Origin of the sequence: Mesorhizobium sp. B2-7-3, assembly GCF_006440715.1 — a bacterium.
Taxonomy (GTDB): Bacteria; Pseudomonadota; Alphaproteobacteria; order Rhizobiales; family Rhizobiaceae; genus Mesorhizobium; species Mesorhizobium australicum.
In genome coordinates this window covers 297,576-317,715 of sequence record NZ_VFTY01000006.1, presented here as the reverse complement: position 1 = coordinate 317,715, position 20,140 = coordinate 297,576, and the positions used below count along the sequence as shown (strand labels likewise).

Here is a 20,140-nt window from a genome sequence, read left to right as displayed (position 1 = left end):
TAAGCCCTGCTATGCAAAAGCCGGAAACAAACGATTCGGTTTATGTCTTGGAATGGGCCTGCCGGGTTTCACGAAGCTGTCACGAGCGCCATGCAGCTTCTGCTGTCTGTATCGGATCATCACTGAAATCGATACATCGATACAAAATAACGATTTTACAAATATGTGCCCTCAGCCAACAATGGCGCCAGATAAAAAAGCAGCGACCTGTCGGAGGACATCATGCTCGCCGAAACGAAATTTGCCGCGGAGCCGCTGGCCAGGCCGGCGCTGGGCGAGCCCTATCTGTTGACCCCCGGGCCGCTCACCACGGCCTATTCGGTCAAGCAGGCGATGCTGCGCGACTGGGGATCGTGGGACGGCGACTTCCGCGCCATGACATCAGACATGCGCCGCCGCCTACTGGCGCTGACCGGCGACACCAACGGCGAGTTCGACTGCGTGCCGATGCAAGGCTCAGGCTCGTTCTGCGTCGAGGCGATGCTGGGGTCGTTCGTGCCCAGGGATGGCAAGGTTCTGGTGCTGGCCAATGGTGCCTACGGCCTTCGTGCCGCCCAGACCATGCAGTATCTCGGCCGGCCCTATACGCTGATCGACAAGGGCGATTACCTGCCGCCTCGCGGCGACGAGGTGGCGGCAGCGCTCGAAGCCGACCACGCCATCACCCACGTCATCGCCATTCATTGCGAGACCAGCTCAGGCATTTTGAACCCGGTCGCCGAGATCGCCGCGGCCGTCCATGCCAAGGGCCGCAAGCTGCTGGTCGATTCCATGAGTGCGTTCGGCGCCGTCGCGCTCGACGTCAACGAGATCCGCTATGAGGCGATGGTCTCGTCGGCCAATAAATGCATCGAGGGTGTGCCCGGCTTCGGCTTCATCATCGCCCGCAAGAGCGAACTCGAGGCAGCCAAGGGGCGCAGCCATTCCCTGTCGCTCGACGTCCACGCCCAGTGGGCGCATATGAACAAGACCGGCCAGTGGCGCTACACGCCGCCGACGCATGTCGTCGCCGCTTTCCTGGAGGCGCTGCGCCAGCATGAGGCGGAAGGCGGCGTTGCCGGCCGTGGTGCCCGCTACACCAGGAACCGCGACGTCATGGTGTCGGGCATGCGCGAACTCGGCTTCGAGACATTGCTCAAGGACCGCTGGCTGTCGCCGATCATCGTCACCTTCTTCAACCCGGCCCACGCCAACTTCGCCTTCGATCGCTTCTACGAACTGATGAAGGACAAGGGCTTTATCATCTACCCCGGCAAGCTGACGGTCGTGGACTCCTTCCGTGTCGGCTGCATCGGCCAGATGGACGAACATGTCATGCACCGCGTCGTCGAGGCGGCGGCGCAATCGCTTGATGAAATGGGCGTCGACACCGCAGCTCCGCCCGCCGCGGCAATCGCCGAGCGCGCCAAACTCGCCGCCTGAAGCGGCCGATTTCGAGGATACCAGATGAACCAGATGTCTCCCATCAACGTCGCGGTCAACGGCCGCACCTACGCCTGGCCGCGCGTGCCGGCGATCGCCATCTGCCTCGACGGCTGCGAGCCGGCCTATCTCGATGAAGCGATCAAGGCCGGGCTGATGCCGGCCCTGGTCAGGATCAAGGAGAAGGGCACGGTGCGTTTCGCACACTCGGTCATTCCGAGCTTTACCAATCCCAACAATTTGTCGATCGCCACCGGTCGCCCGCCCTCGGTGCACGGCATTTGCGGCAACTATCTCTACGAGCGCGAGACCGGCAAGGAAGTGATGATGAACGACCCGCGCTTCCTGCGCGCGCCGACCATTTTTCAGGCCTTCTATGATGCGGGCGCCAAGGTTGCCGTTGTGACCGCCAAAGACAAGCTGCGTGCGCTGCTCGGCAAGGGTCTGTCTTTCGACGAAGGGCGCGCGCTGTGCTTTTCGGCGGAGAAGTCCGATACCACCACGGTTGGCGAGCACGGCATCGACAATGCCTCGAAGCATTTCGGCCTGCCTGTGCCAGAAGTCTATTCGGCCGAACTGTCGGAATTCGTCTTCGCCGCCGGCGTCCAGTTGCTGAGGGAATTCCGCCCCGACATCATGTACCTGACGACGACGGACTATGTGCAGCACAAATACGCACCGGGCGTGCCGCAGGCCAACGCCTTCTACGAGATGTTCGACAAGTACCTGACCGAACTCGATGCGCTGGGCGCCGCGATCGTTGTCACCGCCGACCATGGCATGAAGCCCAAGCACAAGGCCGGCGGTGCGCCCGACGTCGTCTACGTCCAGGACCTGCTTGACGAATGGCTGGGCAAGGATGCCGCCCGCGTCATCCTGCCGATCACCGACCCCTATGTCGTGCACCATGGCGCGCTGGGCTCTTTCGCCACCGCCTATTTGCCTGATGGCGCCGATCAGGCCGGCATCATGGCGCGGCTGGCCAAGGTCGACGGCATCATGCTGGTCGTCGATAGCCGGACGGCCTGCGAGCGCTTCGAACTGCCGGCTGACCGCATCGGCGACATCGTGCTGGTCTCGACCGAGAACAAGACGATCGGCACATCGGAACATCGCCATGATCTGGCGGCGCTGAACGAGCCGCTGCGCTCGCATGGCGGACTGACCGAGCAGGAAGTGCCGTTCATAGTCAACCGCGTGCTGCCGGATTTGCCTGATGAGCCGGCGCTGAGGAACTTCGACGCCTTCTACTACGCCACGCTTGCCGCGGCGCTCGCGTGACGGATGGGTCGGGTGCCGGTAGGTGTCGCCTCCATGATGGCGCTGGTCGACCCCCACTCCGTCGAGCTTCGCTCGACACCTCTCCCCCGATCGACGGGGGAGAGGAAATCAGGCGAGGTCGGCGCCACCACGCTTTTAGGCTAAGCCGCCGCTAGCCCTGGCGGCCTTCCTCTCCCCCGTCGATCGGGGGAGAGGTGGCCCGAAGGGCCGGAGTGGGGGTCGACCCCTCGCCGCGACGTACCCAAGAATCTGCTGGAGCAGAGCACATGACCCAACTTGACCCCGCCATCAAAGTTCGCCACGAGCCGATGCGTATTGCCGGCAGGAAGGTCGATGCCGATGGTGTCGTCGAGGTGCGCTACCCCTGGAACGACACCGTCATCGGCACCGTCCCTGCCGGCCGCGCCGAACACGCCCGCCAGGCCTTCGAGATCGCTGCAGGCTACAAATCGAAGCTGACGCGCTACGAGCGCCAGCAGATCCTGTTCCGCACGGCGGAAGCACTGGCGTCGCGCCGGGAAGAGATATCCGATCTGATCACGCTCGAGCTCGGTATCTCCAAGGCCGACTCGCTCTACGAAGTCGGCCGCGCCTATGATGTATTCACGCTGTCGGCGCAGATGTGCATCCAGGACGATGGCCAGATCTTCTCCTGCGACCTCACCCCGCACGGCAAGGCGCGCAAGATCTTCACCACGCGCGAGCCGCTGAAGGCTATCTCGGCGATCACGCCATTCAACCATCCGCTCAACATGGTCTCGCACAAGGTGGCGCCGGCCATCGCCACCAACAATTGCGTGGTGGTGAAGCCGACCGAACTGACGCCGATGACGGCGTTGGTGCTGGCCGACATTCTTTATGAAGCCGGCCTGCCGCCGGAAATGCTTTCGGTGGTGACCGGCTGGCCGGTCGACATCGGCAACGAGATGATCACCAACGAGAATATCGACTTGATCACCTTCACCGGCGGCGTGCCGGTCGGCAAGATGATCGCCCGCACCGCCGGTTACAGGCGCCAGGTGCTGGAACTCGGCGGCAACGATCCGCTGATCATCCTCAACGATCTCTCCGATGACGATCTGGCCAAGGCCGCCGATCTCGCGGTCGCCGGTGCGACCAAAAACTCCGGCCAGCGCTGCACGGCGGTCAAGCGCATCCTCGTCCAGGAAAGCGTCGCCGACCGCTTCGTGCCGCTGGTGCTGGAGCGGGCCAAGAAGATCCGCTTCGGCGATCCGATGGACCGCTCGACCGATCTCGGCACCGTCGTGCATGAGAAGGCGGCGGCGTTGTTCGAAGCGCGCGTCCACATGGCGGCCGAGCAGGGGGCAGAGATCCTCTACAATCCGGGTCGTCAGGGTGCGCTGCTGCCGCCAATCGTCGTCGACCGCGTGCCGCACACATCCGAACTGGTGATGGAAGAAACGTTCGGGCCGATCATCCCGATCGTGCGCGCGCCGGATGACGATGAAGCACTGATCGCGTTGTCCAACTCGACCGCCTTCGGCCTGTCGTCGGGCGTCTGCACCAATTCGTTTCCCCGCATGCAGAAATACATCGCCGGCCTGCAGGTCGGCACGGTGAACATCTGGGAAGTGCCGGGCTACCGCATCGAGATGTCGCCCTTCGGCGGCATCAAGGACAGCGGCAATGGCTACAAGGAAGGCGTCATCGAGGCGATGAAGAGCTACACCAACGTGAAGACATTTTCGCTCCCTTGGTCCTGACCGGATCACATAAGCGGGCAGAACGAACCGAGGGAGCGCCCACGCTCCCTCATTCGCATTTCGGAGACAATGATGGCCGCGATATCAGAGCTTGTGCATACCGAAGGCGATTCCAACACGACGGCGGCGCGCGGCCGCTGGGATGCCGGCCAGGACGATCCCCGCATTCGCGGCCTGCTCGATCGCGACGCCGCCGCCTTCATGCACCAGAGCCTGTCCAGCCCCTGTCTTTCGACGATCGCTAGGGCGGAGGGCATCTGGATCGAGGATACCGCCGGCCGTCGCTTCATGGATTTCCACGGCAACAGCGTGCATCACCTCGGCTACGGCCACCCAAAACTGGTGGCGGCGATCAAGAAGCAGCTCGACGACCTCTGCTTCGCGCCGCGCCGTTTCACCTGCGAGCCCGCCGTCGAGCTGGCCGAAAAACTGGCCGCGCTGGCTCCCGGCGATCTCGGCAAGGTGTTGTTCACCACCGGCGGCTCCGATGCCATCGAGGTCGCGTTGAAGATCGCGCGGGCGGCCACCGGCCGTTTCAAGACGGTGTCGTTCTGGGATGCTTTCCATGGCGCCGGCTTCGGCGCGGCCAGCGTCGGCGGCGAGGCGACGTTCCGCTCGCATATATCAGGCCCAATGATGACCGGCACCGAGCACGTCGCGCCCTGGGATGGCTATCGTTGCCCCTATGGCCACGATTCCCTGGAGGCATCGGGGCTCGCTTGCGCCAACATGATCGCCTATGTGCTCGGCCGCGAGCAGGACGTGGCGGCTGTCGTTGCCGAGCCGATGCGCGCGACGCCCAATCCGCCGCCAGCCGGCTTCTGGAAGCGGGTGCGCGAGGCCTGCGATATGCACGGCACGCTGCTGATCTTCGACGAGATCCCGACCGGCCTCGGCAAGACCGGAAAATTTTTCGCCCATGAGCATGACGGCGTAACGCCCGACATCGTTGTCCTCGGCAAATCACTCGGCGGCGGCATCCTGCCGATCGCCGCCGTCATCGCGCGCCGCGACCTCGACGTCACTGGCGGCTTTGCCATCGGTCACTACACCCATGAGAAAAACCCGGTCACGACGCGTGCGGCGCTGACGACCATCGACATCATCCTGGAGGAGGGGCTGGTCGAGCGTTCGGCTGAGCTTGGCGGCCATATGCTTGCACGTATGCAGGACCTGATGGCGCGCTCGCCCCATGTCGGCGACGTCAGGGGCAGGGGGCTGATGGTCGGCGTCGAACTCGTCGAGGACCGTGCTTCACGCCAGCCGGCGCGGGACCTCGCCGAACGTGTCTTCTACGCTTGCCTGGAACAAGGCCTGAGCTTCAAGGTCAGCCACGGCAACGTGCTGACGCTCTCGCCGCCGTTGGTTATTTCCAAGACCGATCTCGACCGCGCGCTCGACATTGTCGAGGACGCCGTGATGGCCGCCTGATCATGAAGGCCGTCCGCACCGACCGCGAACTCGAATGCCCTGAAATTGATGCCGGCTTGCGGGCGAAGGGCGTCGACCTGGTGACGCTGCCGGATGGCATTCCCGAAGCCGATCTCGCCAACGCGGTCGCCGACGCGGATCTCCTGCTCATGTGCTACACGCCGATCACGGCGCGGGTGATCGATGCCGCTCCCAGGCTGAAGGGTATCGTCAAATACGGCGTCGGCATCGATGCCATCGATATTCCCGCAGCGATGCGGCGCGGCATTCCCGTGGTCAACGTGCCCGACTATGCCGAGGAAACCGTCGCCGAAGGCGCCTTCGCGCTGATGATTGCGCTCGCCAAGCGGCTGCCGGGGATCACCCAGGCAATGACGCGAGACGGCTGGATCTGGCCCGAACAGCGCTGGCTGGGACGCGATATATCAGGCGCCACGCTTGGGCTGGTCGGCTGCGGCAAGATTGGCCGCAGCATGGCGCGCATGGCCGGCCGGGGATTTCGCGCGCGCGTCGTTGGTTTTGATCCCGGTGTCGATGCCGCGACGATGCGCGCCGCCGGCATCGAGAAGGCCGACGACCTGCACGCCATGTTGCGTGCCTGTGATTTCGTTTCGTTGCATTGCGTGCTGAACGACCAGACACGCGGCCTGATCGGCAAGCATGAGCTCGCCTGCCTGAAACCGTCGGCCATCATCGTCAATGTCTCGCGCGGCGCGCTGATCGATGAGGCGGCGCTCGTCGAGGCGATCGTTGCCGGTCGCATCGGTGGTGCCGGGCTCGATGTCTATTCGGTCGAGCCGCTGGCGAGGTCAGGCCATCCGATGAGCGCATTGTTCGGTCGCGACAATGTGATCCTGTTTCCGCATCTTACCTTCTTCACCTACGAGGCGATGCGCCGGCTGGAAGACGACACGCTCGCGCGCTGTTTCGAAATTCTCGAAGGCCGGCCAGTGACCATCCGCTCGCATGATCCGCGATTGCGGGCACAGACCGCAGGCGTGGCGTTCGGCCGATAACCTGTATTTTCAAGCGGATAGCCGCCATCGGGGCAGCACATTTGTGTCCACGACACCGATGCGACAGTTCCATGACAAATATCAGAGAAAGTTTGTCTCTCATAAAATAAATAGATTTTACTTATCGATGCCCAATCCCCAGAGTTGTCACAACGAAGACATCCAACCGGCTCAACGTCCGCCAGAGACCCAAAGGCCGGTTGGTCCTAGTGCATCGCAGAATGTGCCTTCAATCAAAGGGGAACTGGTTATGAAATCAAGCAACACAACCATGGTCGCGGCTTTCGCCGCATTGCTCGCGTCGGCGGCTCTCATTGGGCCAGCACTCGCCGATGGCGTCGTCACCGTCTACTCCGCCGATGGGCTGCATGATGGCAATGGCAGCTGGTACGAGACCGAATTCGCAGCCTTCACCAAGGCCACCGGCATCACCGTTCAGTATATCGAGGCAGGCTCGGGCGGCGTCGTCGAGCGCGTCGCCAAGGAAAAGTCGAACCCGCAGGCCGACGTGCTGGTGACCTTGCCGCCCTTCATCCAGCGCGCCGCCGCGGACGGTCTGCTGCAGGATTACAAACCCGAAGCCGCATCCCAGATCGACGGCGGCACCGACAAGTATCGGCCGCTGGTCAATAACTACATGAATTTCATCTACAACAGCGCCGTGCTGTCCGAAGCGCCGAAGAGCTATAACGATCTGCTCGATCCGAAGTTCAAGGGCAAGATCCAGTACTCGACCCCCGGCCAGGCTGGCGACGGCACGGCCGTCATGCTGCAGATCATCCACGCCTTTGGCGGCGAGGATGCCGGCTTCGAGTTCATGAAGAAGCTGCAGGACAACAATGTCGGCCCGTCCGCCTCGACCGGCAAGCTGACCGCGCTGGTCAACAAGGGCGAGCTGCATGTGGCCAATGGCGACCTGCAGATGAACATGTCGCAGATGGCAGACAATCCCAACATCAAGGTGTTCTGGCCCGCTGGCCCCGATGGCACCCGCTCCACCTTTGCGCTGCCCTATGAAATCGGCCTGGTCACCGGTGCGCCAAATAGCGACAACGGCAAGAAGCTGATCGACTTCCTGCTGTCCAAGGAGGCACAGTCGACTGTAAGTTCCGTTGCCCTCGGCATGCCGGCCCGCAAGGACGTGACGCCGTCCGACGCCAATTTCGCCAAGCTGCAGGAGGCGATGAAAGGCCTGACCATCTGGTCGCCGAACTGGGACGAGGCGCTGAGCAAGCTTCCCGACTACGTCAAGAAGTGGAACGAAGCGACCGGAAGTTGATCCGCACGGGAAGCAATCCGGAGAACAATGCCATGTCGGCCGCCGCCTTCACGGGTCCTAGTGTCACGGACATCGACGCCGCGAAGGTTCGCGGCGCCGGCTCGAACGTCCACTTCGACAAGGTCGTTGTCGCCTATGGCGCCCATGTCGTCCTGCATCCGCTGACCCTCGACATCGCGCCTGGCGAAATCCTGGCGATGATAGGCCCGTCCGGCTCCGGCAAGACGACAGCTCTGCGTGCCGTTGCCGGCTTCGTGCGGCCAGCAAGCGGCCGCATCCGCATCGGCGCCACTGACGTCACCGATCTGCCGCCCTATGAGCGCGGGCTCGGCATGGTGGTGCAGAACTACGCGCTGTTCCCGCATATGCGGGTCGAGGACAACGTCGCCTTTGGCCTCAGGGCACAAGGCGCCGACAAGGCGCTGATCGGCGAACGGGTGAAAGATGCGCTCGCCACCGTCGGTATGGCGACGTTTGCCCGGCGTTATCCGCGCGAGCTTTCCGGCGGCCAGCAGCAGCGTGTCGCGATTGCGCGCGCTCTTGCCGTGCGGCCGCGTGTGCTGCTGCTCGACGAACCGCTTTCGGCGCTCGACGCGCAGATCCGCCGCAACATGGTCGAGGAGATCGCCCGTCTGCACCGCAGCCTGCCGGGCCTGACCATCCTCTACGTCACCCACGACCAGACCGAGGCGCTGACGCTTGCCGACAAGATCGCCATCATGCGCGACGGCAGGGTCTGTTCGCATGGGCCGACGACCGAACTCTACCGCCGTCCGCCAAACCGCTTTACCGCCGAGTTTCTCGGCCGCGCCAACCTTCTGCCGGTGACGGTTGCCGAGGCTGCCGGCCCGAAAGGCTTTGCCACGGCCAGGCATGGCGATGCCGTGCTCGCCGGTGCCGGTCGCGGCGAGAAGGTTGGCGACAAGAGCCTGCTTTGCATCAGGCCGCAGCACCTGAGCCTGACGGCCGACAGCGAGCACACCAACCGCATTGTCGGCACGCTCAGGGAAGTGCACTGGCAGGGTGAACTCACGCATCTGGTGCTCGATGTCGACGGCACGCCGGTGCGCGTCTCGGCAACGAAACTGCCGATGGCCTTGCCGGAACCCGGCACAGAGGTACCGCTGTTCTTCGCGCCGGCCGATACGTCGCTTCTTCCGGAAGACGCCGGTGTCTGAAGCGCTCGCCATTGGTATGCCGACGGCCAGCAAGCGGGAGCCGGGCCGGCTGTGGATCGTGCCGCCGGCGGCCTTGCTGGCACTGCTGTTCTTTTATCCGCTGGCGCTGATTGTACGTCAGGCCTTCCTCGACGACAGCGGTGTCGCCAATGTCGCCGAGATCGTCCGCGTCCTGCATTCGCGCTTCTTCCTCAACGCGCTGGTCAACACGGTGACGATCTCGGTCACGGCGACGGCCGGATGCCTGGTCGTCGGCCTGGTGCTGGCGCTGATCCTCGCCTTCGTGCCATTTCCCGGCAGCGGCTTCATCGCCAGGCTGATCGACACTTTCATCGCCCTGCCGACCTTCCTGGTGACGCTGGCCTTCACCTTCCTTTACGGCTCCGCCGGTATGCTCAACTCCGGGCTGATGGAAGCCTTCTCGCTGCCGCTGCCGCCGGTCGACTTCCTTTATTCGACATGGGGCGTCGTGCTGGCCGAGGTCACGGTCTACACGCCCTTCATCCTGCGGCCGCTGCTTGCCGCCTTTTCGCTGGTCGATCGCGGCCAGATCGAAGCGGCAAGCGTGCTTGGCGCGCGACCGTTCCGCATTGTCCGCCAGGTCATTCTGCCGGCGGCGGTCCCCGCGCTCATCGCCGGCGGCAGCCTCTGCCTGCTCCTCACCGTCAACGAATTCGGCATCGTCCTGTTCATCGGCGCCAAGGGCGTCATCACGCTGCCGCTGCTGATCTATGGCAAGGCGATCCAGGAATCGGCCTACCAGGTCGCCTGCATCATCGCCGTGGTCAACATAGCCCTGTCGCTCGGCCTGTTCGGTCTCTACCGGTTCGCCGCCGGCCGGTTGGGAGTCTAGCGATGCTGGTCTGGTCGCGTTCCGGTCGCTTCGTCATCTGGGTGATCTTCGCGCTGATCTTCGGCGTGCTGTTCCTGGCGCCGCTGGCGGTGATCCTGCTGTCCAGCTTGGCCGACCAGTGGAACGGCGTGCTGCCCAATGGCTTGACCACGGAGCACTACACCGATGTCGCCAAGGGCGCGGCCTGGAACGCGGTCAAGGCCAGCCTCGTCACCGGCTTCCTGGCCAGCGCGCTGGCGCTGGTCAGCGGCACCTGGGCAGCACTTGCGCTGCGCATCCAGGGCGCCACGCTGGCGAGGGCACTCGGCCTGCTGTTCTTCATCCCGAGCGCTGTGCCTTCGGTGTCGGTCGGCCTTGGCCTGCTGGTTGCGTTCAGCCATCCGCCGCTGTTGCTCAACGGCACGATCGCAATCGTCATGATCGCGCATTTCGTGCTGATCTCGGCTTTCACCTTCGGCAATGTCTCGGCCGGGCTTGCGCGGCTGTCGCCCGACTTCGAGCAGGTCGCGTCGAGCCTTGGCGCACGCCCTGCCTATCGGCTCCGGCATGTCACGCTGCCCTTGCTCGCACCCTATCTGGTCGCGGCCTTCGGGCTGAGCTTCGCGCTGTCCATGGGCGAGCTTGGCGCGACCGTGATGGTCTATCCGCCGGGTTGGGTGACGCTGCCGGTGTCGATTTTCTCACTGACCGATCGCGGCGACATCTTTGCCGGGGCGGCGCTCACCATGATCCTGGTGGCGGCAACGCTGGTCCTGCTGCTCGGTCTGGAGCGCATCACCAAGCGCGCTACCGGCGCATAGCGGACATTGCCTCAGGCCTGCTGGCGTTCGACGATGTAGATGTGGTCGGCCGCCAGCACCACCTCGCCGCGCTGGTTGATCACTTCGCAGCGCTCGATCACGCGTCCGGAACCCGGTCGCTTGGGGTCGTCCTCCTTGGCCGCGATGGTGGTGCGTGTGCGGATCGTGTCGCCGATGAACACGGGCTTGATGAAGCGCAGCCGGTCGTAGCCATAGGAAAAGGCGACGGGATTGATGACCGTTGCCGTCAGCCCGATGCCGACCGAGAACACCAGCGTGCCATGCGCGATGCGCTGGCCGAACGGTGTTGTCTTCATGAACTCGGCGTCCATGTGGTGCGGGAAGAAATCGCCGGTGTGACCGGCATGGACAATGAAGTCGGTCTCGGTAATCGTGCGGCCGTTGGTCAGCCGCGTCGAGCCGATCTCGTACTCCTCGAAATACTGGATCTGTTCCATCAGGGCCTTTCCGCGATCGGCGTCGCCGGCGCCGCGCTCGAACGATAGGCGGCTTCCACCAGCGCCATTGTGTTCCATGCATCCTCGACCGAACTGATCAGTTCGGCGTCTTCGCCGGATGCAAAGCGCTGGACATTTGCCATGCGCCCGACAAAGGCGTCGGGAAACCACTCGCCGGCCAAGGGCACCGCGATCCAGTCCGATCCGCCCTTCGGATAGATTTCCAGAATGTCAGGCTCGCCCCGGGGATAATCGAGATTGAGACCGAGCTTGAGATAGGCGGCACCCTCGGTGCCGCAGACGCGAAATTCGCAGGCCTGATGCCGGCGCCCGAACCTGTGGTCGTGGTTGATCGACAGGGCGCAGCGCACGGTGTCGCCATAGTCGAGAATGGCGCTGGTGCGCGTCTGCGCCACGGAATGACTGGGATGGCCGAGCGTCTTGGCATGCACACCCTTGGGGTCACCGAGCAACTGCCGGATCAGGTCGAGATAGTGGATCGAGTGCATGGCGATCTCGACGCGCGGCGCCTTGAGCAGGAATTCCCACAACTGCCAAGGCGTCGCCAGCGCCAGCCAAGCATCGAAGTCGACGACTTCGCCGAGCCAGCCCTTGGCGATGGCCTCCTTCAGCGCCAGCATCATCGGCGCGAAACGGAGCTGGAAATTCACCGCCGCCTTGAGCTTCTTGGCGCGGCAGATTTCGAGGATTTCGCTTGCCTCCCCGAGATAGTTGCCCATCGGCTTTTGGATCAGGGCGACCGCGTCGTCGGGCAGCGCCTTCAGGATGTCGGCGTGCCGCCCCGGTGGCGTTGCCAGATCGAAGATCGCGTCCTTAGCTCCAGCGGCTTCTTGCACCGATCCGAACGCCTTCACGTCCCATTTATCGGCCAGGGCCTGCGCCTTGGCCTGGTCCGGATCGTAAAGACCGGCGATCGGAAACCCCGCTTTTCGGTAGGCCGGGAAATGCGCGTCGCCGACAATCGACCCTGCACCGAAAGTGACGATCGGTCGGGGTCGTGAGGGTTTGGCCCAGGCCTGGACGAGTGAGGCAGGGTCGAAACCGGCCTCAGTCATGATGGAAGACCTCGTCCATCGAAGCCCACCATTCACCCTCCTTGCGGGTCGCAAGCGGCTCCTGGCAAGGTATGCAGACGGCCCACCATTCCTGCGTCTTCGGATCGGCCGCCATCTTGGCCATGTCGGCCTCGTAGTCGATGCCGTGGTATTCGAAGGTGCTGAACAGCAGGTTCTCCGGCCGCTTCAGGTAAATGGAATAGTTCTTGATGTTGCATGCCGAAATCATGGTCAGCACGTCCGGCCAGACGGCGGCATGGAGGCGAACATAGTCCTCGACCTTCTCCGGCTTCAGCCCAAGCACAAATCCCATCCGCTGCATATCAGCTCCTTATCTCGTGATCGCCGTGGTGAATTCGGCGATGCTCATGGCCTTGACCGCGTCCCAGTCCCAATCGATGCCGATACCGGGCTCGTCGGGCGCCAGCGCATGCCCATCCTCGATGCGCATGTGCTTGCCGGTCAACTGGTCGAGTTGCGGAATGTACTCGACATACCTGCCGTTCTGAACAGCGCAGGTCAGGCTGACATGCAATTCCATCAGGAAATGCGGGCAGACTGGAATGTCGAAGGCCTCCGCCGCATGGGCGATCTTGAGCCAGGGCGTGATGCCGCCGATGCGGCCGACATCGACCTGCACGATCGAGCAGGCGCCTTTCTGCATGTATTCGCGGAAGTGCCTGACGGAATAGAGCGACTCGCCAATGGCGATCGGCGTCGGCGTCGAATTCGACAGCCTGATATGCCCGTCTATGTCGTCGGCCGGCAGCGGCTCCTCGATCCAGGCGAGATCGAGTTCTCGAAGCCTCGCCGCACGCCGGATTGCCTCGTCGACGGAGAAACCCTGATTGGCGTCGGTCATGATCTCGTAGCCGTCGCCCACCGCCTTGCGCACCGCCGACAGCCGCGCGAGATCCTCGGAGCCATGCGGCCTGCCGATCTTCACTTTCGAGCCGCGAAACCCCTTGGCCTTGGCGGCCACCGCATCGTCGACCAGCGCCTGCGTCTCGATGTGCAGCCAGCCGCCTTCTGTCGTGTAAAGCGGGCAGCGGTCCTTGGCGCCGCCAGCGAGCTTCCATAGCGGCAGGCCCTGTTTCTTCGCCCTGAGGTCCCAGAGCGCCGTGTCGATCGCCGCGATGGCGATTGCCGTGATGGCGCCGATCGTGGTGGCGTGGGTGGCGAATTCGAGATCGTGCCAGATCGCTTCGATCATATCAGGATCGCGGCCGATCAGGCGCGGCGCCAAGTGATCGGACAGGAGCCGCATCACCGACGAGCCGCCGGTGCCGATCGTGTAGCTGTAGCCGGTTCCGACCGCGCCGTCGGAATCGGTGATGGTGACGATTGGCGTCTCTTGGCTGACGAAGCTCTGGATCGCGTCGGTGCGCTTGACCTTGGGCACAAGGTCGACCATGCGCAATTCTATCTTTTCGATCTTGGCCATGTCGGTCAGCTCCGCAATGTCTTTCCGGTCTCAGCGGCAAACAGATGCGCCTGCGACAGGTCGAGGCTCATGGCGACGCGCTCGCCTGGCTTCAGCGGCCTGGGGTTCAGCATGCGAGACACCCAGTCACTGCCGTTGAACTCGACGAACACCAACGTCTCGTTGCCGAGCGGCTCGGTGACGGTGATCGGCAGTTCGATCTGATGCACGTCGGCCGCGCCGCCGGAGCTGATACCATGGCCGGTCGGATAGATGTCGTCTGGCCGCAACCCGAACACGACCTTGGCGCCGCCAGCGACGTTGGCCTTGAACTGACCGGGCAGGGGCAGCTTGGCGCCGCTGGCGAAAACCAGCTGGCCGTCGTCGACCGTCGCCTCGTGCAAATTCATCGGCGGTGAGCCGATGAAGCCGGCAACGAAGCGCGTGGCTGGCCGGCGGAACACTTCATCTGGGGTGCCAACCTGTTCGATATGTCCGTCGCGCATGATAACGATACGATCGGCAAGCGTCATCGCCTCGACCTGGTCGTGGGTGACGTAGATCACCGTCGATTGCACCTTGGCGTGCAGCTTCTTGATCTCGGTGCGCATCTGCGTTCTGAGCTTGGCATCGAGATTGGAAAGCGGCTCGTCGAACAGGAAGACGTCGGGGTCGCGCACGATGGCACGACCCATGGCGACGCGCTGGCGCTGGCCGCCGGACAGTTGCGACGGCCGACGGTCGAGCAAAGCATCGAGCCCCAGGATAGCCGAGGCCTCGGCGACGCGGCGATCCATGTCGTCCTTGGCGGCGCCGGCGATCTTCAAGGAGAAGCCGAGGTTTTCGCGCACCGTCATATGCGGGTAGAGCGCATAGGACTGGAACACCATCGAGATGTTGCGCGAACGCGGCGGCAAATCGTTGACGACGCGCCCGCCAATCTCGATCGAACCGGCGCTGATCTCTTCCAGCCCGGCTATCATGCGCAGCGTCGTCGACTTGCCGCAGCCGGAAGGACCGACCAGCGCGATGAATTCGCGGTCGGTGATGTCGAGGTCGATGCCATGCACGATCTCGATATTGCCGTAGCGCTTGGTCAGCTTTTTGAGGGAAACCGTTGCCATGAGATCAGCCTTTCACCGCGCCGGAGGTCAGGCCGCCGACAAGGTGCTTCTGGACGATGAAAGTGAGGGTGAGCGCCGGAATGATCATCACCACGGCGAGCGCGCACATGCCGCGCCAGTCGATGGTGAACTCGGCCGTGTAGTCGAGCAGGCCTACCGGCAGCGTCTTGGCGCTGACCGAGCGCGTCAGTTGGGAGGCGAGCGCGAACTCGTTCCAGCAGGTCAGGAAGGCGAAGATCGCGGCTGATGCGATGCCTGGTCCGGCGAGCGGGAACTCGACCTGCCAAAAGGCCTGCCAGCGCGTGCAGCCGTCGATTTGTGCGGCTTCGGCGAGATCCTTCGGCACCTGGCGGAAGAAGCCGTCGATCAGCCAGATGGTGAAAGGCACGTTGAGCGCGACATAGGCGAGGATCAGCCCGAAATGCGTGTCGATGATACCGAGCCGCACATAGAGGAAGAACAGCGGCAGCGACAGCGCGATACCGGGCACCGTGCGTGTCAGCATCAGGCCGAGGAAGGCGCTCGATTTACCGCGAAAGCGATAGCGCGCGAAGGCATAGCCGCCCGCCATGCCGATGGCGACCGCGATCACCGTCGAAGTCACCGATATGATCAGCGAGTTGCGGAAATATTCGATGACAGGGATGCCGCCCTTGCCGATGCCTGAGAACATCGCGACATAGGCGTCGAACGAAATATCCTGCGGGATCCACACCGGCGGCTTGGCCATGATCTCGACCGTCGGCCGCAGCGACGACAGCACGATCCACAGGCCCGGCAGGCAGATGGTCAGCATCGCCAGGAACAGGCCGATGCGATAGACGATATCAAGCAGCCTGCGCTTAAGGCGGGCGGAAGAATTCTCGTCCATCTTCACCACTCCGCGCCGATTTGCGTGCGCGCCGCGGCGAGCTTGTTGAAGAAATAGACGGTGAAGGCGATCGACAGCAGGATCGAGAAATAGGCCATGGCGTTGGCCATGCCCATGCGCCCGTCGCTGTAGGCGGTGCGTGCGACCAGAGTCCACAAAAGCTCCGTGCGGCCGGCCGGACCGCCATCGGTCATGATCTTGACGATGTCATAGGCACGCGCCACGTCGAGCGAGCGGATGGTCATGGCGATGTAGGCGAAGGGCATGACGAACGGCCAGGTCACATAACGGAAGGTCTGCCACGGCGTGCAGCCATCGACGCGCGCCGCCTCGATCGGCTCTTTGGGCATGGCCAGCAGCCCGGCGAGGATCAGGATGGCGAAGATCGCCGTCGACGACCAGATCTCGGCAACCGAGATGGCGATGAAGGCGAGGTGACCCTCGATCAGCCACGGGATGGCGTCCCTGGTGATGCCAAGCGACTGCAGCGCATTGTTCACCAGGCCGATATTGTCGTTGAACATGAACTTGAACTGGAAGCCGACGAGGATCGGCGAGAACATCATCGGAAACATCATCAGCGTGCGCAGGATGCGCTGGCCGCGCGTCGCCTTCTCAACCAGCATGGCGAGACCAAGGCCAAGCAGCATTTCAAGATTGAGCGCGATCGTCAGCAACAGAACGGTACGGCCGAATGCCCACCAGAAATCGGTGTTGGCCAGGATCGACAGGTAATTCCTGAGGCCGATGAAGACGAAGAACGTCTCGGGCTTGGTCAGGCGGAACGGCGTGAAGCTTGAATAGAGCGACAGAAGCAGCGGCACCACGACGACGACCGCCAGAACGACGATGGCCGGAAGCAGCAACAGGAACGGCGCGGGTGGCTTGAGGCCCTTCATCGGGCTCCTCTGGTGTCTGGCATTCAGATTTTGGCCCGAGGCCCGATATGATGAAACGGACAACGCCGGCAAAAGGCGATTACCTCCCCCATTGAGGATGAGGGAGGCAATCTTGTGAGCAATGCTTACAGTTTGCCTGCGTCCTGCAGGATCTGCGTCGCCTTGTCGGCGGCTTCGTCCAGTGCCTGCTTGGAGGTCTTGTCGCCGAGGATCGCGGCCTGCAACTCGGGATAGACGGCGTTCGAGATCTCGATCCACTCAGGCGTCTGCGGCACGGCAAAGGCGTGCTTGGCTTCTTCCTGGAAAGCCGACAGAACCTCCTTCTTGTAAGGGTCGTTGGCGGCCTGCTGCAGGTCCCAATCCCAGACCGCGGTGCGCGTTGGCAGCGGGCCGGCGGTGGCCTCGAGCTTCTGGCTGTCCTCGTTGGTCAGCCACCATACGAGCGATGCCGCTGCCTCCTTGTTCGGGCAGTTCTCGGTCACCGAGAAGCCATGGAAGCCCGACCAGCCGGTGCGCACCCCGGCGGAGCCTTTCGGCGCGACCTTGACGCCGACATTGCCCGCGACTTTCGACGATTTCGGATCGTTGAAGAAGCCGGCCCAGCCCGGCCAGTCCAGATTGATGGCGACGGTGCCTGAGGCAAAGCCCTGGCCGAGATCGTCCCAGAGGTAGTTGGTGGTTCCGGCCGGCACGGCCTTGGCCTTGTAGAGGTTGACGAACCAGTCGAGCGCCCGGATGCCGGCTTCGGAATTGAAGACCGGCTTGCCGTCCTTGTCGAGATATTCGCCGCCCTCGGCGACGACCATTTCGTAGAAGCGGCCATTGATCGCCTCTTCCTTGCCGGCAAACTGCGTGCCGTAGAAATTGGGCGGGTTGGCGAAGAACTCAGCCTGGTCGGTGACTTCCTTCCAGGTGTCCGGCGGCACCAGATCATAGCCGTATTTGGCCTTGAACTTGGTCTTGTTGTCGGCGTTCTCGTACAGGCTCTTCTGGTAGTAGAGCGCCGAGACGTCGAACTGCGCGCGCGGCAGCATTTCCAGCTTGCCGTCGATGGTCGCCGCCTTGATTGTCGACGGCACGAAGGCGTCGATCTCCGACTTCGGCAGGAGCTTGCTGAGGTCGGTGTAGAGGCCGGTGTATTGCGGCGCGAAGGAGGAATGATTCCAGCCGACGCACCAGTTGGTGCTGCCCGAGGCGATGTCGGACTTCAATTCCTTGTCGATGTCGAAGCCGTTCTTCTTGGTCAGGATGTTGACCTTGGCGCCTGTCGCCTTCTCCCATTCGGGAATGCGCTCGTAGAGCTTCTCATATTGCTGGCCGCCGATCAGCTTCACGTCGACGGTCACGCCGTCGAACTTGCCGGGCAGGTCGCTGGCAAGGGCGGTGCCTGCGCCTGACGCAAGCATCAATGCGCCGGCGCATACGCCGGAAAGCAGTCTGTTCATTGGTATCCTCCCTGGGTGCGCCTCGGTGGCGCCCGCAACTCGTCACGTGACAAGAAATGCTACATTTATATACAAACAAAACATTCATCCGTACGTCAAGGCGAAATTTGTTTCCGCCGGCCGCGTTCCTGCGTATATGAAGAGTTGAATTCACTGGAGGGATGAACCATGGACGACAGCGAAGACGAGCGTTATCGCGCGCCGGCGCTCGACAAGGGGCTCGACATCCTTGAGCTTCTAGCGGGCGTGGACGGTGGCCTGACCCAGGCGGAAATCGCCAAGAAGCTCGACCGCAGCCCCAATGAATTCTACCGCATGCTGGACCGGCTGGTACGGCGCGGCTACGTCACGCGGCTCGATGGCGACCGTTATTCGCTGACGCTCAAGCTGTTTGGCCTGGCACAATTGCACGCGCCGGTGCGGCGGCTGGTTTCCTATGCGACGCCGCTGATGCGGGAGCTGGCCGAGACCTCGCAGCAGGCCAATCAACTCGTTGTTTTTGATCGTGGTTCCGCCGTGGTGATAGGCCAGCAGGAAGCGCCAAACTACTGGGGGATTTCGATCCGGGTCGGCTCCCATATCAGCCTGTTCGACACCGGTTCGGGACATGTGCTGCTCGCCTTCCGTTCGCAGGAGGAGCGCCAGATGATGATCTCGGAGCACGTCCGCAGCACCGACAAGACCGCGCAGCCGGCCGAGTTCTTCGCCCGTCTCGACCAGATCCGCGACCGCGGCTACGAGATGATGGCTTCCATGCAGACCGCGGGCGTCTTCAACCTTTCCGCTCCGGTGCGTGGTTCCGACGGCAAGGCCATAGCGGCGCTGTCGATCCCCTACATTACGGTCGTCAACGCGCCCTCGGCACCCGACATCACCCGCACCATCGAGTTGCTGCTCGCAACCTGCGAGAAGCTGTCGCACCTCGCTGGGTCGGCCGTCGGTTCATCGGCCTGAATTCTTATTTGAATGAAGAATTCCTCCGTGAGAGGATCGAAAAAGCTACAGGGAGGAGCCCGCCATGATCATCGACACCCATTTGCATCTCATCGATCGCTCGGCGCTTCGCTACCCCTGGCTTGCCGGCGTACCGGCACTGAACCGCGATTTCTCCTATGAGGAATACGCCACGGAGGCAAAGCGTGCCGGTGTCGAACGCGTGCTGCACATGGAGGTCGATGTCGACCCGGCCGACATCGAGGCGGAGACCGCCCGTGTCGAGGGCCTCTCGCGGCAAGCGGGCAGCATGCTCTCTGGGACAATAGCATCCTGCCGTCCCGAAGACGCTGACTTTGCCGCTTATCTCGAACGCCAGCGGACAAACCCCTTCGTCAAGGGTTTCCGCCGCGTCCTTCACGTCGTGCCGGACGATCTTTCGGAAGGCGCGCTGTTCCGTGACAACATCAAGCGGCTTGGCGGCACCGGCCTGACCTTCGACCTCGTCGTGCTGCCGCATCAGATTCCCAAGGCGATCGCGCTCGCCGAACTGGCGCCCGACGTCCAGTTCGTCCTCGACCATTGCGGCGTTCCCGACATCAAGGGCGGAGCCGAGCATCCCTGGCGCGAACACATGAGCGAGATCGCACGGCGCCCGAACGTGATGGCCAAGATTTCCGGCGTGGTCGCCTATACCGACGCCGCCAATTGGACCGTCGATACGCTGCGGCCCTACGTCGAACACACCATCAATTCGTTCGGCTGGGACCGTGTCGTCTGGGGCAGCGACTGGCCGGTCTGCACGCTTGGTGGCGGTCTCTCGACCTGGGTGGCGGCGACCCATGCGCTGCTCTCGGGTTGCAGCGTTTCGGAGCGTGACAGGCTGTTGTCGGGCAATGCCCGCAAGCTTTGGCGGTTGAAATAGCG

General features: G+C 63.2%; 19 protein-coding genes. 11 read left to right on the top strand and 8 right to left on the bottom strand.

Going from position 1 to position 20,140, the window contains the following annotated elements:
- The first annotated feature begins 222 nt into the window (after positions 1–222).
- The 9 genes from FJW04_RS16330 to FJW04_RS16290 all read left to right on the top strand — a co-directional run bounded on the left by FJW04_RS16330 (position 223) and on the right by FJW04_RS16290 (position 10,984).
- Positions 223–1,422: a 2-aminoethylphosphonate--pyruvate transaminase gene (locus FJW04_RS16330; protein ID WP_140715295.1), complete on the top strand. Its 1,200-nt coding sequence runs from the start codon at positions 223–225 to the stop codon at positions 1,420–1,422.
- A 24-nt stretch (positions 1,423–1,446) separates the two neighbouring features.
- Entirely contained in the window at positions 1,447–2,703 is a 1,257-nt protein-coding gene (gene phnA / locus FJW04_RS16325) for a phosphonoacetate hydrolase (protein WP_140715293.1), read from the top strand.
- 266 nt (positions 2,704–2,969) lie between these two features.
- Positions 2,970–4,427 carry a phosphonoacetaldehyde dehydrogenase gene (gene phnY / locus FJW04_RS16320; RefSeq protein WP_140715291.1) on the top strand — a complete coding sequence of 486 codons (1,458 nt, stop codon included), beginning with the start codon at positions 2,970–2,972 and terminating at the stop codon, positions 4,425–4,427.
- 72 nt (positions 4,428–4,499) lie between these two features.
- On the top strand, positions 4,500–5,858 hold the full coding sequence (locus FJW04_RS16315; RefSeq protein WP_140715289.1) for an aspartate aminotransferase family protein: 1,359 nt from the start codon (positions 4,500–4,502) through the stop codon (positions 5,856–5,858).
- Positions 5,859–5,860: 2 nt separating this feature from the next.
- On the top strand, positions 5,861–6,874 hold the full coding sequence (locus FJW04_RS16310; RefSeq protein ID WP_140715287.1) for an NAD(P)-dependent oxidoreductase: 1,014 nt from the start codon (positions 5,861–5,863) through the stop codon (positions 6,872–6,874).
- A gap of 250 nt (positions 6,875–7,124) precedes the next feature.
- A complete protein-coding gene (locus FJW04_RS16305) occupies positions 7,125–8,153 on the top strand; it encodes a 2-aminoethylphosphonate ABC transporter substrate-binding protein (RefSeq protein WP_140661576.1) in 1,029 nt (342 codons plus the stop codon).
- Positions 8,154–8,185: 32 nt separating this feature from the next.
- A complete protein-coding gene (locus tag FJW04_RS16300; protein WP_140715285.1) occupies positions 8,186–9,331 on the top strand; it encodes an ATP-binding cassette domain-containing protein in 1,146 nt (381 codons plus the stop codon).
- The gene (locus tag FJW04_RS16295; RefSeq protein ID WP_140715283.1) at positions 9,324–10,184 is read left to right on the top strand and encodes a 2-aminoethylphosphonate ABC transporter permease subunit; all 861 of its coding nucleotides are present in this window, start codon (positions 9,324–9,326) and stop codon (positions 10,182–10,184) included. Before FJW04_RS16300 ends, FJW04_RS16295 begins: the two co-directional genes overlap by 8 nt.
- 2 nt (positions 10,185–10,186) lie before the next feature.
- Positions 10,187–10,984 (top strand): ABC transporter permease subunit, encoded by a 798-nt coding sequence (locus FJW04_RS16290; RefSeq protein WP_140715281.1) that lies wholly within the window; start codon positions 10,187–10,189, stop codon positions 10,982–10,984.
- Positions 10,985–10,995: 11 nt separating this feature from the next.
- Here FJW04_RS16290 and FJW04_RS16285 read toward each other — a convergent pair whose 3' ends face one another.
- From FJW04_RS16285 to FJW04_RS16250, 8 genes are all read right to left on the bottom strand, one after another.
- Positions 10,996–11,445: a MaoC/PaaZ C-terminal domain-containing protein gene (locus FJW04_RS16285; protein ID WP_181172963.1), complete on the bottom strand. Its 450-nt coding sequence runs from the start codon at positions 11,443–11,445 to the stop codon at positions 10,996–10,998.
- Positions 11,442–12,518, bottom strand: a complete 1,077-nt coding sequence (locus tag FJW04_RS16280) for a Gfo/Idh/MocA family oxidoreductase (protein WP_140715277.1) — start codon at positions 12,516–12,518, stop codon at positions 11,442–11,444. Before FJW04_RS16280 ends, FJW04_RS16285 begins: the two co-directional genes overlap by 4 nt.
- Positions 12,511–12,840, bottom strand: coding sequence for an L-rhamnose mutarotase (locus FJW04_RS16275; protein WP_140715275.1), 330 nt, complete (start codon positions 12,838–12,840; stop codon positions 12,511–12,513). The genes FJW04_RS16280 and FJW04_RS16275 overlap by 8 nt, the downstream gene beginning before the upstream one ends.
- A gap of 9 nt (positions 12,841–12,849) precedes the next feature.
- Complete coding sequence (locus tag FJW04_RS16270) at positions 12,850–13,962, bottom strand: mandelate racemase/muconate lactonizing enzyme family protein (RefSeq protein WP_140617474.1); 1,113 nt, start codon at positions 13,960–13,962, stop codon at positions 12,850–12,852.
- A 5-nt stretch (positions 13,963–13,967) separates the two neighbouring features.
- A complete protein-coding gene (gene ugpC / locus FJW04_RS16265) occupies positions 13,968–15,065 on the bottom strand; it encodes a sn-glycerol-3-phosphate ABC transporter ATP-binding protein UgpC (RefSeq protein ID WP_140715273.1) in 1,098 nt (365 codons plus the stop codon).
- A 4-nt stretch (positions 15,066–15,069) separates the two neighbouring features.
- Complete coding sequence (locus FJW04_RS16260) at positions 15,070–15,936, bottom strand: carbohydrate ABC transporter permease (protein WP_015319054.1); 867 nt, start codon at positions 15,934–15,936, stop codon at positions 15,070–15,072.
- Between the two features lie 2 nt (positions 15,937–15,938).
- Positions 15,939–16,835, bottom strand: coding sequence for a sugar ABC transporter permease (locus FJW04_RS16255; protein ID WP_015319053.1), 897 nt, complete (start codon positions 16,833–16,835; stop codon positions 15,939–15,941).
- 125 nt (positions 16,836–16,960) lie between these two features.
- Positions 16,961–18,280, bottom strand: a complete 1,320-nt coding sequence (locus FJW04_RS16250) for a sugar ABC transporter substrate-binding protein (protein ID WP_015319052.1) — start codon at positions 18,278–18,280, stop codon at positions 16,961–16,963.
- Positions 18,281–18,448: 168 nt separating this feature from the next.
- On the opposite strand from FJW04_RS16250, the gene FJW04_RS16245 reads away from it, so the two are divergent.
- Positions 18,449–19,234, top strand: coding sequence for an IclR family transcriptional regulator (locus tag FJW04_RS16245; RefSeq protein ID WP_140715271.1), 786 nt, complete (start codon positions 18,449–18,451; stop codon positions 19,232–19,234).
- 64 nt (positions 19,235–19,298) lie between these two features.
- The gene (locus FJW04_RS16240) at positions 19,299–20,138 is read left to right on the top strand and encodes an amidohydrolase (RefSeq protein WP_140715269.1); all 840 of its coding nucleotides are present in this window, start codon (positions 19,299–19,301) and stop codon (positions 20,136–20,138) included.
- Positions 20,139–20,140 lie beyond the last annotated feature (2 nt).

Coding starts and splice junctions, on each gene's coding strand:
- FJW04_RS16275 (WP_140715275.1), bottom strand. CDS start 12,840: ATGCAGCGGATGGGATTTGTGCTTGGGCTGAAGCCGGAGAAGGTCGAG.
- FJW04_RS16250 (WP_015319052.1), bottom strand. CDS start 18,280: ATGAACAGACTGCTTTCCGGCGTATGCGCCGGCGCATTGATGCTTGCG.
- FJW04_RS16260 (WP_015319054.1), bottom strand. CDS start 15,936: ATGGACGAGAATTCTTCCGCCCGCCTTAAGCGCAGGCTGCTTGATATC.
- phnY (WP_140715291.1), top strand. CDS start 2,970: ATGACCCAACTTGACCCCGCCATCAAAGTTCGCCACGAGCCGATGCGT.
- FJW04_RS16315 (WP_140715289.1), top strand. CDS start 4,500: ATGGCCGCGATATCAGAGCTTGTGCATACCGAAGGCGATTCCAACACG.
- FJW04_RS16255 (WP_015319053.1), bottom strand. CDS start 16,835: ATGAAGGGCCTCAAGCCACCCGCGCCGTTCCTGTTGCTGCTTCCGGCC.
- FJW04_RS16330 (WP_140715295.1), top strand. CDS start 223: ATGCTCGCCGAAACGAAATTTGCCGCGGAGCCGCTGGCCAGGCCGGCG.
- FJW04_RS16305 (WP_140661576.1), top strand. CDS start 7,125: ATGAAATCAAGCAACACAACCATGGTCGCGGCTTTCGCCGCATTGCTC.
- FJW04_RS16290 (WP_140715281.1), top strand. CDS start 10,187: ATGCTGGTCTGGTCGCGTTCCGGTCGCTTCGTCATCTGGGTGATCTTC.
- FJW04_RS16300 (WP_140715285.1), top strand. CDS start 8,186: ATGTCGGCCGCCGCCTTCACGGGTCCTAGTGTCACGGACATCGACGCC.
- phnA (WP_140715293.1), top strand. CDS start 1,447: ATGAACCAGATGTCTCCCATCAACGTCGCGGTCAACGGCCGCACCTAC.
- FJW04_RS16280 (WP_140715277.1), bottom strand. CDS start 12,518: ATGACTGAGGCCGGTTTCGACCCTGCCTCACTCGTCCAGGCCTGGGCC.
- ugpC (WP_140715273.1), bottom strand. CDS start 15,065: ATGGCAACGGTTTCCCTCAAAAAGCTGACCAAGCGCTACGGCAATATC.
- FJW04_RS16240 (WP_140715269.1), top strand. CDS start 19,299: ATGATCATCGACACCCATTTGCATCTCATCGATCGCTCGGCGCTTCGC.
- FJW04_RS16270 (WP_140617474.1), bottom strand. CDS start 13,962: ATGGCCAAGATCGAAAAGATAGAATTGCGCATGGTCGACCTTGTGCCC.
- FJW04_RS16245 (WP_140715271.1), top strand. CDS start 18,449: ATGGACGACAGCGAAGACGAGCGTTATCGCGCGCCGGCGCTCGACAAG.
- FJW04_RS16310 (WP_140715287.1), top strand. CDS start 5,861: ATGAAGGCCGTCCGCACCGACCGCGAACTCGAATGCCCTGAAATTGAT.